This is a genomic window from Bacillota bacterium (genome assembly GCA_013178125.1).
In the GTDB taxonomy this organism is placed as follows: domain Bacteria; phylum Bacillota; class SHA-98; order Ch115; family JABLXJ01; genus JABLXL01.
The window spans coordinates 118808-134012 of sequence record JABLXJ010000005.1 but is presented as its reverse complement, the minus strand read 5'-3'; the positions used below and the strand labels follow the sequence as shown (position 1 = coordinate 134012).

Annotated in this window: 12 protein-coding genes; all 12 read left to right on the top strand. The window is 57.8% G+C overall.

What is annotated here, in order from left to right; genetic code table 11:
- The first annotated feature begins 355 nt into the window (after positions 1-355).
- The 12 genes from HPY71_06080 to HPY71_06025 all read left to right on the top strand — a co-directional run bounded on the left by HPY71_06080 (position 356) and on the right by HPY71_06025 (position 15201).
- A complete protein-coding gene (locus HPY71_06080; GenBank protein NPV53075.1) occupies positions 356-817 on the top strand; it encodes a hypothetical protein in 462 nt (153 codons plus the stop codon).
- Positions 818-920: 103 nt separating this feature from the next.
- Positions 921-1268, top strand: a complete 348-nt coding sequence (locus HPY71_06075) for a (2Fe-2S) ferredoxin domain-containing protein (protein NPV53074.1) — start codon at positions 921-923, stop codon at positions 1266-1268.
- Between the two features lie 70 nt (positions 1269-1338).
- Positions 1339-3237, top strand: coding sequence for an NADH-quinone oxidoreductase subunit NuoF (gene nuoF / locus HPY71_06070; protein ID NPV53073.1), 1899 nt, complete (start codon positions 1339-1341; stop codon positions 3235-3237).
- Between the two features lie 98 nt (positions 3238-3335).
- Positions 3336-5171, top strand: a complete 1836-nt coding sequence (locus tag HPY71_06065; protein NPV53072.1) for a 2Fe-2S iron-sulfur cluster binding domain-containing protein — start codon at positions 3336-3338, stop codon at positions 5169-5171.
- Between the two features lie 198 nt (positions 5172-5369).
- Positions 5370-5891 carry an NAD(P)H-dependent oxidoreductase subunit E gene (locus HPY71_06060; protein NPV53071.1) on the top strand — a complete coding sequence of 174 codons (522 nt, stop codon included), beginning with the start codon at positions 5370-5372 and terminating at the stop codon, positions 5889-5891.
- Between the two features lie 356 nt (positions 5892-6247).
- Positions 6248-7111: a hypothetical protein gene (locus HPY71_06055; protein ID NPV53070.1), complete on the top strand. Its 864-nt coding sequence runs from the start codon at positions 6248-6250 to the stop codon at positions 7109-7111.
- A 95-nt stretch (positions 7112-7206) separates the two neighbouring features.
- Positions 7207-8403, top strand: a complete 1197-nt coding sequence (locus tag HPY71_06050; GenBank protein ID NPV53069.1) for a hypothetical protein — start codon at positions 7207-7209, stop codon at positions 8401-8403.
- A 175-nt stretch (positions 8404-8578) separates the two neighbouring features.
- Complete coding sequence (locus HPY71_06045; GenBank protein NPV53068.1) at positions 8579-9496, top strand: hypothetical protein; 918 nt, start codon at positions 8579-8581, stop codon at positions 9494-9496.
- Between the two features lie 100 nt (positions 9497-9596).
- A complete protein-coding gene (gene guaB, locus HPY71_06040; GenBank protein NPV53067.1) occupies positions 9597-11072 on the top strand; it encodes an IMP dehydrogenase in 1476 nt (491 codons plus the stop codon).
- 249 nt (positions 11073-11321) lie between these two features.
- Positions 11322-12158 carry a DUF4384 domain-containing protein gene (locus HPY71_06035; protein ID NPV53066.1) on the top strand — a complete coding sequence of 279 codons (837 nt, stop codon included), beginning with the start codon at positions 11322-11324 and terminating at the stop codon, positions 12156-12158.
- A 288-nt stretch (positions 12159-12446) separates the two neighbouring features.
- The gene (asnS, locus tag HPY71_06030; GenBank protein ID NPV53065.1) at positions 12447-13742 is read left to right on the top strand and encodes an asparagine--tRNA ligase; all 1296 of its coding nucleotides are present in this window, start codon (positions 12447-12449) and stop codon (positions 13740-13742) included.
- 76 nt (positions 13743-13818) lie between these two features.
- Complete coding sequence (locus HPY71_06025) at positions 13819-15201, top strand: NAD(P)/FAD-dependent oxidoreductase (protein NPV53064.1); 1383 nt, start codon at positions 13819-13821, stop codon at positions 15199-15201.
- The last annotated feature ends 4 nt before the right edge of the window (positions 15202-15205 follow it).

The window sequence follows — 15205 nt, the reverse complement described above, 5'->3', positions numbered from 1 at the left end:
TCCTCCCAATATGCTATATATTCCTCAAAGGCTGGAATCTGTTCGGTGTAAATCCAAGAATATGGACTGCATCGTCCAGATATTTGGACGCCGGCAATGGCATATAGTATCGCGCTTCGCCGCCCACCGGGACGGAATTGATGGCCCCGGGCTCGCGCCGCATACAGAATAGTGGACTACGTCCTGATGGGGGACCGGAATTGGCCCGGTGATGCGTGGTCGGCATATAGGAATAATGGATTTCACGATTCTACGGAAAGATACGGGAACGTGCGTCATTTCTCAGTTTGGCCCGCCCACACCGTCCCTTTGTTGGGGGGTGTGGGCTACATTTTTCCCTCGGCCAGGTGGGATTGTGAAAGTTGGCACAAGTATTGCTCTCTATAAAAGGGTGAAGGGCGATGACAAGGGCGAGGGGATTGGCCGAAATGCTGCAGGCAAATGTGCCAGTCTAAATGCCGGCTCAAATAAGGGTGAGAGCGCCAGTCTGAAACGACCGGGTGATGGGATGGTTGGTATGGCTGGCATAACTGTGTGGCTGGTATTGAAAGGCAAGGAGGGAATGGCGATGAGAGGCGCCGTTGCGAGGGTTATAGTGAATTCAGGTGAGAGGAAGGTCGTTAATGCTGGCGACGCATGCAGGATGTATAACGTTGCTGGTCGCGCGGCGGGCGACTATGATGCCGATGCCGAGTACGCGAGGATCGAGGCGGAGTACAACACGATCGGGCCAAACAGGGAATGGCTCGAGAGGTCCGCTGAGATGGAGCGGGAGATCCTGGATGCGAGGATGGGCGCTAGGTTCGATCAAAACTAGATCAAAACTAGGAGATATAGGTGATAAGACACAGGCGATATGAAAAGGATGGCGTCGGGAGGGTGGGTAGCGTCTAGCATTTCAGGAGCGAGGTGACTTATTGATGAAGTCCATTGGGGAGCTTGAGCGGATTAGGCGAGAGGCCATGACAGGTATAGGACCCAGGGTTGCCCGCACGCGGGTCACCTTTGTTGTTCACATGGGGACCGATGGGCTTGCCGCGGGTGCGCGCGACGTGATGATGGCGATTCTCGATGAACTAAGACGGCAGGGATTGACAGATTGCCTGGTGACGCAGACCGATGTCACAGGACTACATGCAAAGCCGCCGGTCGTGGATCTTCTCATCCCTGGCCATGCTTCCCTGACATACACCAGGGTAACACCTGAGGATGCGCGAAGGATCGTAGTAAGGCACCTTGTTGCAGCCAGGGCGGCTGTCGGGCAATAATTGGCAACCGGCCGCGATAGGCCGCGGTATTGCATTGTTATCGGGGAACAGAAGGAGGCTAGTTCTACCTATGAATTCATTTTACAGGGCGCATGTCCTGGTATGCGCGGGCGCGGGTTGCGTATCATCCGGGTGTAAGGCGGTAGAGCAGGCCCTGTGGGCTGAGGTTTCACAGCAGGGCCTCGACGAGGAGGTCAAGGTCATCCAGACGGGTTGCGTGGGTTCATGCGACCAGGGACCCGTGGTCGTGGTCTACCCCGAGGGGACGTTTTACCGCAAGGTCAGGCCCGAGGATGTGCCAGAGATCGTCGAGGAGCACCTGTTGAAGGGCAGGCCCGTCGAGCGGCTGCTCTATAAGGATGAGTCGAGCGAGCTCGTGGTCAGCCTCGAGGACATAGGCTTCTTCAAGAGGCAGCGAAAGATCGTCTTGAGAAATTGCGGGGTCATCAACCCCGAGGATATAACGGAATATATAGCCCGCGACGGCTATGAAGCCCTGGGAAGGGTCCTGACCGAGATGGCGCCGGAGGATGTCATAGATATTGTGAAGCGCTCAGGCCTGAGGGGCAGGGGCGGGGCTGGCTTCCCGACCGGCGTGAAATGGGGCTTCACCGCGAAGGCCACGGGCTCACCCAAGTATGTGGTCTGTAATGCGGATGAGGGGGACCCCGGGGCGTTCATGGATAGGAGCGTGCTCGAGGGCGATCCACATTCGGTTATCGAGGCTATGGCCATAGCAGGCTATGCTGTCGGGTCGAACCAGGGTTATATCTACGTGAGGGCGGAGTATCCTTTGGCCATTGAGAGGCTCAGTATCGCCATCAAGCAGGCGAGGGAGTACGGGCTTCTCGGGAAGAACATATTCAGCACGGGTTTTGATTTCGACCTGGAGATCAGGATGGGCGCTGGCGCCTTCGTTTGCGGGGAGGAGACGGCCCTTATCGCCTCCATCGAGGGACGGCGCGGCATGCCGCATCCTAAGCCGCCATTCCCTGCAAACGAGGGGCTCTGGGGCAAGCCGACGCTCATCAATAATGTCGAGACTTATGCCAACATCCCGCCCATAATTCTCAATGGGCCGGAGTGGTTCGCCGGGATCGGGACCGAGAAGAGCAAGGGCACGAAGGTGTTCGCCCTTGCCGGGAAGATCAACAATACCGGGCTTGTGGAGGTCCCTATGGGAACCACGCTCCGGGAGATCATCTATGAAGTTGGCGGCGGGATCCCGGGCGGCAGGAAGTTCAAGGCAGCTCAGACCGGTGGCCCCTCTGGCGGGTGCATCCCGGCCGAGCACCTTGATGTGCCGATGGAATATGATTCCCTGGTGAAGCTGGGCGCCATGATGGGGTCGGGCGGCCTTATCGTGATGGACGACCACACATGCATGGTCGACATGGCTCGATTCTTCCTCCAGTTCACGCAGGACGAGTCGTGCGGCAAGTGCACACCGTGCCGCGAGGGAACCAAGGTCATGCTTGATATCCTTACGCGGATAACCGAGGGCAAGGGCCAGGAGGGCGATATCGAGCTCCTGGAAGACCTCGGCAAGACGATCAAGAATACAGCCCTGTGCGGCCTGGGGCAGACGGCCCCGAACCCCGTTCTGAGCACAATCAGATACTTCCGAAATGAATACGAGGCTCACATCCGCGAGAGGCGGTGCCCCGCCGGAGTATGCCAGGCGCTATTCAAGTATGAAATCGTTCAGGACAAGTGCCGGCGGTGCGGCCTGTGCCAGAAGGCGTGCCCTGCCGGGGCGATCGAGGAGAGCGTCGAGGAACTCGATCTCATCGGGGAAGAGCCAGCTATGGCTGGGGCAGCCGAGGCTGGTGCGGGTGTCAGGGCCGGAGTAGCCACAGCCGTCGCTACCCGCTCAAAGCGTAAACCCCTGGTAATCAACCAGGATAAGTGCCTCAAGTGCGGTGTCTGCATGCGCGAGTGCAGGTTCCAGGCGATAGCTAGAGTATAGGGCTCCAGGGCTATAGGGCCACAGGTTTATAGGGTTATGGGGCTATTCATAGGTCGCATAGGTGGGGTCCATCACGTGAGACGAGAGGAAGGAGAATCATGGAGACTGCGAATGCGAAAAACGCCAGTGCAAAACCTACTACAGTCAGGCTTACTATAGATGGACGCGAAGTCGAGGTCCAACAGGGGGCCACGGTGCTCGAGGCCGCGCGCAGGGCCGGCATCAATATCCCCACGCTTTGTTATCATCCGGTCATCGGCCCCTCGGGGGCGTGCCGGGTGTGCCTCGTCGAGGTCGAGGGCGCGCGGACCCTGGTCGCTTCGTGTGTGTACCCTGTGGCCGAGGGAATGGTGGTCAGGACCAATACGGCGGCGGTCCGGGCCGCGCGCAAGACGGTAGTCGAGTTGTTGATCGCCGGGCACCCCCAGGACTGCTTGAGCTGCGAGCGCAACGGCAAGTGCGAGCTGCAGGCGCTCGCAAGGGACCTTGGCATCCGGAAGGTCAGGTATCATATCAGTGATAAGGAACACCGCGAGCCCGATACATCGAGCCCGTCCATTGTCCGCAATACCGATAAGTGCGTGCTGTGCGGGCGCTGCGTCACAATGTGCCGCGATATCCAGGGCGTCGGGGCTCTCGCCTTTGCTTACCGCGGACGGAAGACCCTGGTTACGCCCTCATTTGAACACGGCCTCGGCGAGGCGAAATGCACCTCGTGTGGCCAGTGCTCGACCGTGTGCCCTGTGGGGGCCATCACCGAGAAGGATGATACCGGGATCGTGTGGGATGCTCTGGATGATCCCGGGAAGCACGTGGTGGTGCAGGTCGCGCCGGCGGTCCGCGCCGCACTCGGTGAGGAGTTCGGCATGCCGGCCGGGACGTCGGTTACGGGCAAGATCGCCCAGGCCCTTCATATGCTGGGCTTTGATGCGGTTTTTGATACACAGTTCGCTGCCGACCTCACGATCATGGAGGAAGGGCATGAATTCATCGAAAGGCTCAACGGGCACGGGGTGCTTCCCCTTGTCACATCGTGCAGCCCGGGCTGGATAAGGTACTGTGAGCAATTCCACCCGGAATTCCTCGATCATATCTCGACCTGTAAATCACCCCAGCAGATGATGGGCGCGGTTATAAAGTCATACTATGCGAAGGTCAAAGGCATCGATCCCTCGAAGATGTTCAGCGTTTCGATAATGCCATGCACGGCCAAGAAATACGAAGCCGGGCGGCCCGAGATGAGGACCTCGAGCGCTCTTACCCAGGATGTCGACGCAGTGCTCACTACACGTGAACTCGCCCGGATGATCAAGGCGGCGGGTATCGACTTCGCGAACCTCGAGGATGGCGAGTTTGATTCACCTCTCGGGATGTCGAGTGGCGCCGGGACCATCTTCGGCGTCACGGGCGGCGTCATGGAGGCGGCCCTCAGGAGCGTATACGAGATCGTAACCAGGAAGACGCTTGGAGATGTTAGGTTTGAGGGGGTCCGGGGGTTTGATGGCGTCAAGCATGCGACCATCGATGTGGCGGGCACCCAGGTCCGGGTCGCCGTGGTGCATGGCCTGGGCAACGCCGGGAGGTTCCTCGCGGGAACCCAAGATTCGCCTGATAAATACCATTTTGTGGAGATCATGGCCTGTCCCAATGGTTGCATATGCGGCGGCGGCCAGCCGATTTCCCTGGACCCGGCGGTGCGTGAGCTGAGGGCGGCCGTCCTCTACCGGGAAGATGAGTGCAAGGCCATCCGCAAGTCCCATGAGAACGTCGAAGTCCGGCGGCTTTACGATACGTTCCTCGGGGAACCGGGGAGTGGACTCGCCCACCGTCTCCTGCATACTGCCTATGGTCCTGATGCCGCAAGGCTCGTGCGCGAGGGTCGTGCCCATCGTGCAGCCTTCGAGAGGCAGACGATGTCGGCCGCGGGCGTGTAGACGTGTAAGACATATAGGCATAGATGTATGGGCATATAAGACTAAGATGGTATAAACGGTAAATGCATAATGAGTGGCATGGCATGGATGGCATGGCATAGCGTCTGAGAGGCCATAACAGGATGACGAGATGCTGTAACGTAGGGCTATAACATAGAATGGTAGGAATGGTAGGAACCAGGAGAGGAGATGGCCGCTATGAGCGCCGTTACAGGCGTTACCACGTGTAAATGCCGCTGCGAGGGCAACTCGAGCAATTTAGTTGATGATAGATTCCCAAAACTGGATGCAATCATAGGGAAATACAGGGGGAACCCCGGGGCTTTGATTCCCGTGCTGCACGAGGCCCAGCAACTCTTCGGGTGCCTTTCCGAGGATGTGCAGGAGAGGGTTGCGAGCGGACTCGGGGTGTCTCCGAGCGAGGTCTACGGTGTCTCGACCTTCTATTCGTTCTTCACCCTCAGGCCGAGGGGCAAGTGGAAGATCGGCGTATGCCTGGGCACAGCCTGCTACGTCCGGGGTGCAGCGGAGGTTGTGGAGGCCCTGAAAAAAGAGCTCGATATTCCTGTCAATGGGACTACGAAAGACGGGCGATTCACCCTCGAGGTCGTCAGGTGCCTGGGCGCCTGCGGGCTCGCGCCTGTCATAATGATCGGGGACGATGTCCACGGCCGGGTCAGGCCCGAGCAGATTCCGGAGATATTAAAGGAATACCACTAAGAGCGATATTTCCGTGATATCTCCGTATAGAGTTCGTGTAGAAGTGATATCTTGATATCTCTCGAAGCGATATCTTCGTATAGCTAAATATAGACATCTCCATAGACATCTCCGCCCCACGCGTAGAGGGGACTCTGGTTTTATAGAGCCCCCTCTTTAATTTTTCTTCCAATTTTACGGACCCTCACCATTTTTTTAGATTCTTTTAGTACTCCCTCGAGCGACAGAAAATTGGGATTCTCCGGGTTCAAGCCAGCAGGGCCCAGAGGTCTCGCATGATACTCCTGGAGGAATTTCCACCAGTCTCACGAAATAGTATATTGTGGGATTTTAATCGCTTAAGGGGGGATTCTCAGGTGGGTAGAGCAATCAGAGTAGCCTGTATGGTCGCGTGCGTGACTGGGATAATGGTCATCGCCACGCTCGCGGGGTCGGCGCAGACGACTTTTACAACGCAGATTACCACGTCCACAGTCATAACCCAGACGGATTACGGGATCATCGACTGGACAAACGGCGTGATCAGGGTCCAGGGAACGGCCGTGGCTCCGAAGAGGGGGAATATAGCCCAGGAGAAACAACTGGCGCGGCGGGGGGCCATAGTTGATGCCTACCGGCAGCTCGCCGAGATGGTGAGGGGGGTCTACGTCGAGGGCGAGACCCTCATGCGCGACTACATGGTGGTCAATGACGATGTCAGGGCGGCCACGGAGGCGCTGATAAAGGGGGCGGTGCCCGTGCCCGGGAGCGAAACCTTCACGACCGAGGATGATGGCAGTATAAGCTGCACCGTGACGGTCCTCATGTACCTCAGGGAGCTCTTCCAGGTAATTTACACCTCGCGGCAGGCGGAGTTCTCGACAGCTGCCGTAATCACGACAACAGCGTCCCCCTATACGGGCATCGTTATCGATGTATCCATGTTCCCGCAGTATAGGAAGAGCGCTATCTTCCGGGTCGTTACCACGAGCGGCCAGGTCCTCTACGGGATAGGCGTCGCGAACTACGATTATGCCTGCCAGTCGAGGCTTGCCACCTATATCAACTCGGTCATCGAAGCGAAGCAGAGGCTGCAGGATAGGATCGGCGGGAATCCCTACGTCATTAGGGCCGTGAGGGTCCAGGACGGCGACATTATCGTTAGCGATGATGTTGCTGTGATCGTGGCCGGCATGAGCGGCGTGCTGCAGCAGTGCAGGGTGGTCGTCGTAGCCCCGTGACAGGCGGCACGCGGCACGTGGCGTGGTATGAGGCGTGGTATGAGGAGGTATCGCATAAAAACCAAGGGTTACCTTACCGGGGGGAAAGGGGAACTATGGGAAGATACAGGTTGGTGCTTTTCAACATGCTGTTCGCCCTGGCCATTCCCGCGCTGGCTGTCTTGCTGCCGGGCGTTTCAGTCTGCACTCAAGCCTCGGTTGCGGAGGCCGCCCAGGCCGCCGGGGCGGCGGTGGAGGTCACCGTTGAGGGCGTCGGGACTATAGTCGGGGAGGATGTGGGGCGCGCCCGCGACGAGGCCCTGCGGGATGCATACAGGCTCGCCATTGAGCAGGGTGCCGGCGTCTCCATAGCGAGCCGGACCGACATGAGGGACTTCAAGGTGTTCTATGACAGGGTTGTATCCCAGGCGGGCGGTTACGTCCAATCCTATCAGATACTAGGGGAGCCCTGGCAGACGCCTGACGGGCTGGTTCACGTGAGGATACGCGCACGCGTTGTGCGCGGCGATATACGGAACGACCTCGATGGCCTCGCGATGCTCATAGACATGATGGGGAATCCCGTCATAATGGTGATGATCGACGAACTAAACCTGGACCGTAAGCAGCCCTCGTCCCAGGCCGAATCCGAGATAATCAGGCAACTCACGGCCGTGCGCTATCACCTTGTCGACCCGCGCCAGGTCGAGGCAATAAAGGCAAGCGACACGGCAAAGCGGGCCATGTCCGGCGATATCTCGGCGGCGGTCACCCTCGGCGAGAGGTTTGCTGCGGATATAGTGATCACCGGCACAGTATATTCTAAGTACCTGACGTCCACGCGGAGCGGGAACTTCACGTTTCACTCGTGCAAGGCGTTTTCCGACATTCGGGTTGTCCTCACCCAGACGGCCCAGCTCCTGATGAGCTCGAATATTGACGATACCCAGGCGGATCTCTCCCCGGAGGCTGCAGGCATCAAGGCTATCAAGTCCCTTGCAGCCAAGGTGGCTTCGCAGCTCGTATGGGATATCCCGAAGGCTGTGGGCGGCACGGGAGGAGTCGCCCGGACCATCCAGATCATCATCAATGGATGTAACTACACCCAGATGAATCAGATAATGAGGGCGCTCAGCGACATGCGCGGGGTCACCGGCGTTAACCGCCGTACGTTTGAAAACAACATAGCGGTTATAGATATTCAGACCACGGGAAATGTCGACGACCTGGCAGCCCGGCTGGATGTCATGCAGAATCCGCGCCTCGAGGTTGTCATGGTGACCCGGGATAAGCTCGAGGTCAAGGTAAGGTAGGATTCAGGTCAAGGTGAAATTCAGGGCAAGATGAGACAGGGAATGAGATGGAGAATGAGACAGAGCATTAGGATGAGAATGAGATGAAGATGGGGTGAGGATGAGACAAAGCATGATGGTGGGTAGCGCCCGCATGAACATGAAAGTTCTAGCGGAAGCTTATGGGGGTGCTTTTATGAAGAGGATTTTGCCGAGAGCTGGCGCGCTGGCGCTGGTGATCATGCTATTGACGGGGCTTCTTTTAACGCCCGCTCACGGGCAGGGGCTCCAACCCCAGGCGACCAAGAAACGCATTGCGGTGATGGATTTCCTGGACCAGACCAATAACCCCCAGTGGGCTGTTGGCCGCGGGATGAGGGTTGAATTTGAAACCAGGCTTGTAAAAACGGGGCAGTTTGATGTAATCGAGCGTGAGCGGCTGGATACCATAATGCAGGAGCAGGGCTTCGGCGCCACCGGGATGGTGGATCCGTCGACCGCTGCGCAGATCGGCCGGCTCTTGGGCGTCCAGGCGATGATTCTCGGGAGCGTGACCCAGTTTACGATCAAGACAGACAGGGTGAGGTTGCCATTCCTGGGGGATGTGGCCGCCTCCGAAGCGGCAGTCACGATTCATATCAGGGTGGTCGATACGAATACAGGTTCCATCCTGCTGGCGGATAGCGCCGAGGGCAAGGAGAGCCAGGCAAATGTGGTGCTCACCCTCGAGGGGATCCCGCCCATGGCCTTCGGAAGCTCCGGCTTTCACAATACGATCTTGGGGAAGGCAACCTCGAAGGCCGTCGACCAGCTCATAGCCAAGATAATGCAGCTCTACCCCGTCGAGGGGTATGTGGTGACGAAGATTGGCGACAAAGTATATACGAATCTGGGGCGCCCGGCGGGCGTGTCAAAGGGCATGAAGCTCCTGGTCTACAGGCCTGGAGAGGTGATCAAGGACCCGTTCACAGGCGAGGTGCTCTCCGAGCAGAAGACCGAGATAGCCGTCTTGAATGTGGTCTCCACTGAGGAGAAGGTGTCGATCTGCACCGTGGAGACCCAGGGCGCCCTGCCCAGGATCCAGGTGGGGGATCGAGTTACCATAAAGTATTAGAGTAAGAGCGCGAGCCGAGGTTGAGCCCCTTGAGTTTGGTCGGCCTTTCTGCTATGATTAAGAAAACATAAACGGGACAGGGGGTTTCTATATCATGGAACTGGCCGATAGGTTCGGGCTCGAGGGGCTTACCTTTGACGATGTGCTCCTGATTCCGGCGAAATCGGATGTCTTGCCGAAGGAAGTTGATACTTCCACCTATCTCACAAGGAATATAAAGCTCAGTACCCCGCTTTTGAGTGCAGCAATGGATACGGTCACCGAGGCGAGGCTTGCCATCGCCATCGCGCGGGAGGGTGGCCTTGGTGTTGTTCATAAGAATATGTCCATAGAGAAGCAAGCGCTGGAGGTCGATAAGGTCAAACGTTCGGAGCATGGCGTCATAGTGGACCCGATATTCCTTGGGCCGGACGATACGATCAGGGATGCCCTGCGGATCATGGAGCGCTACCGGATATCGGGGGTCCCGATAACGAAGAACGGGAAGCTTGTGGGGATCCTCACAAACAGGGATTTGAGGTTTGAAACCAATTACGACCAGCCCATCGAGAATGTCATGACCAAGGAGAACCTCATCACGGCCCCCGTGGGCACCACGGTCGAAGAAGCCAAGGCCATCCTGCAGAAGCACAAGATCGAGAAGCTGCCTCTCGTTGACGATGAGTTCAATCTGAAGGGCCTTATTACAATAAAGGATATTCTCAAAGCGAAGCAGTACCCCAACGCGGCAAAGGATCCCAGGGGCAGGCTCAGGGTCGGGGCGGCAGTGGGGGTTACCGCTGATGTGTTGGAGCGTGCCGGGGCTCTGGTGTCGGCGGGCGTCGACCTTATTGTCGTAGATACGGCGCACGGCCACTCGAGGGGCGTTATAGAGACGGTGAAGAAGATCAAGGCGAATTTCAAGGGCGTCGAGGTGGCTGCCGGCAACGTCGCCACCGCGGAGGGGACTCGAGACCTCATCGAGGCGGGTGCGGATTGCGTCAAGGTTGGCATCGGGCCGGGCTCCATATGCACTACGAGGGTTGTCGCTGGCATAGGCGTCCCACAGATAACGGCAATCGCGAATTGCTGGGAGGAGGCCAGGAAACACGGCATCCCGATCATAGCGGATGGTGGGATCAAGTACTCTGGCGATATCACAAAGGCCATCGCGGCAGGGGCCGATGCCGTGATGATCGGGAACCTCCTGGCTGGCACGGAGGAGAGCCCGGGCGAGAGGATTATCTATAAAGGCAGGAGCTTCAAGGTTTACCGCGGGATGGGTTCAATCAGCGCCTTGAAGGAAGGTTCGCGGGACCGGTATTTCCAGGAAAACGAGCAGAAACTCGTCCCCGAGGGTATCGAGGGGCGCGTTCCCTATAAGGGCCCTGCGGCGGACACGATCTACCAGCTCGTGGGTGGGCTGAGGGCCGGCATGGGTTACTGCGGCACCCGGAACATCGAGGAATTGAAGACGAAGACCAGATTCATCCGAGTAACCGGCGCCGGCCTCAGGGAGAGCCATCCACACGATGTTGTCATCACTAAGGAGGCGCCAAACTATAGCCTGTTTAACGAGGAAGTCGAGCGGGAGTAGGGCTCACCCACGGTAGATTTTTACACGGTAAATTTTTAATTAAATGGCATGCCCGGGCAAGAAATCCTTCACTTATAGCGAATATATATAAAAGAGGTTATCACCGTTACCGCTCGCAGCCTATCGTCCATGGCCTGCCGGGAGGGGGAGGCTCCGGGGCGTGTGTTGGAGGTCTTGCTTCCCGCCAGGTTGCGTCCATCGGCCCTCGATGGCCGGTAGATTGTGAAGGAAAAGGAAGGAGTGTAAGCCATGGGTAATGCCAGGGTTTTCAGGGGGGCTGTGCTGGGTCTGGTGCTATGTGCCGTGCTTGCTCTGTCAGCCGTAGGTCTTGCGGACGAGCCAAAGGCCAAACTCTTCATCAACCCTACGCCGGACCCGGGTTTCAGTGTCCAGATGTGGGTTGATAGGGGTCAGGGTGCAACTTATTATCCCGGGGACAATATACGCATATCTTTCAGGAGCACGAGGTCGTGTTACGTTTACCTGCTGGATATCGATACCTCGGGCAACTATAAGTGGCTCCTGCCGAGCACGTGGTGGGGCAACAACTACCTGCCGGCAAATCAGGCGAGGACCCTGCCTGAGGGGCGGTACAACCTCCAGGTCGAGGGACCGCCGGGCACAGAGTGGCTGATCCTGTTCGCATCCACGCAGCCGCTCGACATGCCCTACCTGGAGCAATCCATCCGCTCCGGGCAGTTTGCCCCGAGGATCCAGGGACAGGCGGAGATAATAACGAAGAATATAAGGGCCAAGATCCAGGTTATACCGGCTACTGCGTGGGTTTCGACGTCTACGTACTTTTATGTTGGTGGGCCGCCACAGGCTGGTCCCATCGTGCCGCCCCCACTACCACCTCCGCCGGTTGAGTCTGCGGCTGTCAGCATATGGAGTTCCCCGTCCGGGGCCCTCGTCTTCATCGATGGGGAGCAGATGGGATATACGCCGACCACGTTCAGGAATATCCCGCTCGGCAACCATGAGATAACCCTTATAAAGCAGGGTTACTACACCTATACGCGGCGCATGAGCATAACCTATCCCGGGACCTTCTACATAAGCGCGAATATGCAGCGGATCGACTGAGCCAGGCTGAATGAAAATGAGAAGATGAAGATGAGGACCGGAGATAAAGCCTGGGCTAGGCAGGAAAGGTAAGACTTGTGGCCTCGTAGCACGCCGGCGCGGCATGCCATGAGGCCCTTTAATTTCCCGTCCTCCGGCCCTTCCTGTCGCTTTCCCCCTTCTTGTCTTCTTGTTACTACCTTCCAAAAGGCTGGGCATCATAATATAATAGAAGATGTAATGCGGATGGCGGATAAGCAGATGAAGGCGCTTCCTTTTCCTTTACATTTCAGGGGGGTGATCCGAGCGGTGGAGACTGTCTATATCTCGGATATCGGGGCTCATGTGGGTGAGGAGGTTGAGATTCGCGGGTGGCTTTATAACAAGAGGTCGAGCGGGAGCATACATTTTTTGATCATTCGCGATGGGACGGGCTTTTTGCAGGCTGTAGTGGCGAAAGAGGAAGTCCCGGAGGAGCTCTTTGAAACACTCGGGGCGCTCACTCAGGAGTCATCTCTTACGGTGACCGGGGTTGTGCGCGAGGAGCGGCGCGCCTTAGGCGGCTTTGAGCTGGCCTTGAAGGATGCGAGGATCATACAAGTCGCAGGCGAGTATCCTATATCCCTCAAGGAGCACGGCGTCGATTTTCTCATGGATTACAGGCACCTGTGGATCAGAGCCCCCCGCCAGCATGCGATCTTGAGGATCCGGAGCGAGGTCGTCAAGGCGTGCAGGGATTTTCTAGATGAAAGGGGGTTCGTCCTCCTGGATGCCCCCATCCTCACGCCAGCGGCATGCGAGGGGACGACCACCCTCTTCGAAACGGATTACTTCGACCGCAAGGCTTATCTGACCCAGAGCGGCCAATTATACATGGAGGCCGGGGCGATGGCTTTCGGCAGGGTGTATTGCTTCGGGCCGACGTTCAGGGCCGAGAAATCCAAGACGCGCCGGCACCTGATGGAGTTCTGGATGATCGAGCCCGAGATGGCTTTCTACGACCTCGATGATAACATGAAGCTCCAGGAGGAGTTCGTTTCATATATAGTACAGAGAGTTCTCTCGAGGCGCTCTAAGGAGCTTGTTGACGTCTTGAAGCGAGATGCCTCGAGACTCGAGAAAATCGAGCCCCCATTCCCCCGGATTTCATATGACGAGGCCGTTGGAATCTTGAGAGACAACGGTGTAGATTTCCAGTGGGGCAACGACTTCGGCGGCGGCGATGAGACCATCCTTGCCGAGAAATTCGACAAGCCTGTGTTTGTACACAGGTACCCTGCGGCGTGTAAGGCGTTCTACATGAAGCCCGACCCGGACCGGCCCGAGGTAGCCCTGAGCGCAGATCTCCTGGCGCCTGAGGGCTACGGCGAGATAATCGGGGGAGGCCAGAGGATCGATGACCTCGAGCTGCTCGAGGCCAGGATAAAGGGGCATAAGCTGCCGGAGGAGGCCTACCAGTGGTACGCGGACATCCGGAGGTACGGCTCTGTGCCACACTCCGGTTTCGGCCTCGGGATTGAGCGGACAGTGGCGTGGATATGCGGCCTCGACCATGTGAGGGAGGCGATACCGTTCCCGCGGCTTTTAAACAGGATATACCCCTAGTATGCCCTTAGGATTTATTGCGAAGCTAAGTCTTACTTCCTCACCACTCCCGCATGATAGGGAAAGAAGGTTAAGTATGGAATACGACGTTATCATAATCGGCGCGGGTCCCGCCGGGATATTCACGGCGCTCGAGCTTGCAGCCAGGGAAAGCGCCAAGGTCATGATGCTCGAGAAGGGCGGCGACCTGGACGCGCGGTCGTGTCTATCGCGCACACGGAGGACAACGTGCCAGCGCTGCAAGCCGTGCAATATCGTGTGTGGTTGGGGCGGGGCCGGGGCATTCAGCGACGGTAAATTGACCCTATCCCCCGAGGTCGGCGGCATCCTTGATTCATACATCAAGCGGGCCGAGCTTGAGTCCCTCATCCGGCACGTGGATGATGTTTATCTAAAATTCGGCGCGCCTGATAAGGTTTACGGGGTCGATGAGGATTCCATACGGGACCTGGAGCGCAAGGCCATACTCGCTGAATTGAAGCTGATCCCGTCGAGGATCAGGCACCTGGGGACTGGCAGGACCAAGGAGGTCCTCGAGGGGATGAAGAACTATCTTGAGGGCCGCATTGATATCGCTCTGCGCAGGGGGGCCACCAGGATCATCTCCGAGGACGGGCGCGTGACCGGGGTGGAAACGGACGACGGTGAGGTTATACACGGCAAATATGTTGTCGTCGCCCCGGGCAGGGAAGGCTCAGAATGGCTCAGCAGGGAGGCGGAGAGGCTCGGCCTCAAGATGGCCGTGAACCCTGTGGATATCGGCGTGCGCGTGGAGCTGCCTGCGGTTGTTGCCGAGCCGCTTACAGATGTCATATATGAATCCAAGCTGATATATCACTCAAAGTCGTTTGATGACAAGGTCCGGACCTTTTGCATGTGCCCCTACGGCGAGGTGGTCATGGAGAGCAGCGACGGCTTGATAACGGTGAATGGCCACACCCACGCGGAGCACAAGACGACGAATACGAATTTTGCCCTGCTTGTAAGCAAGACCTTCACGGAGCCATTCAGGGAGCCGATCAAATACGGGAAGTATGTCGCAGGCCTCGCAAACCTGTTGAGCAGCGGGGTGATAGTCCAGAGGCTTGGCGACCTCGAGGCGGGGCGACGCTCGACTCATGAGCGGATCGCGAAGGGAACCGTGAGACCGACCCTTGAAGAGGCCACCCCGGGCGACCTCAGCCTGGTGTTTCCCTACAGGCACCTCGTCAGCATAATGGAGATGCTCAGGGCGCTTGACCAGCTGGCACCGGGCATTTACGCCAGGAATACGCTTCTCTACGGGGTGGAGGTCAAGTTCTATTCTTCGCGCCTCAACCTCAACAACGTCCTCGAGACGGAGATCAAGAACCTCTTCGCCATCGGGGACGGGGCCGGCGTGACGCGCGGCCTGATGCAGGCATCGGTGTCCGGCGCGATCGTCGCCCATGAAATTTTAAGGCGGCTTGATAAGGAGTAAAGGG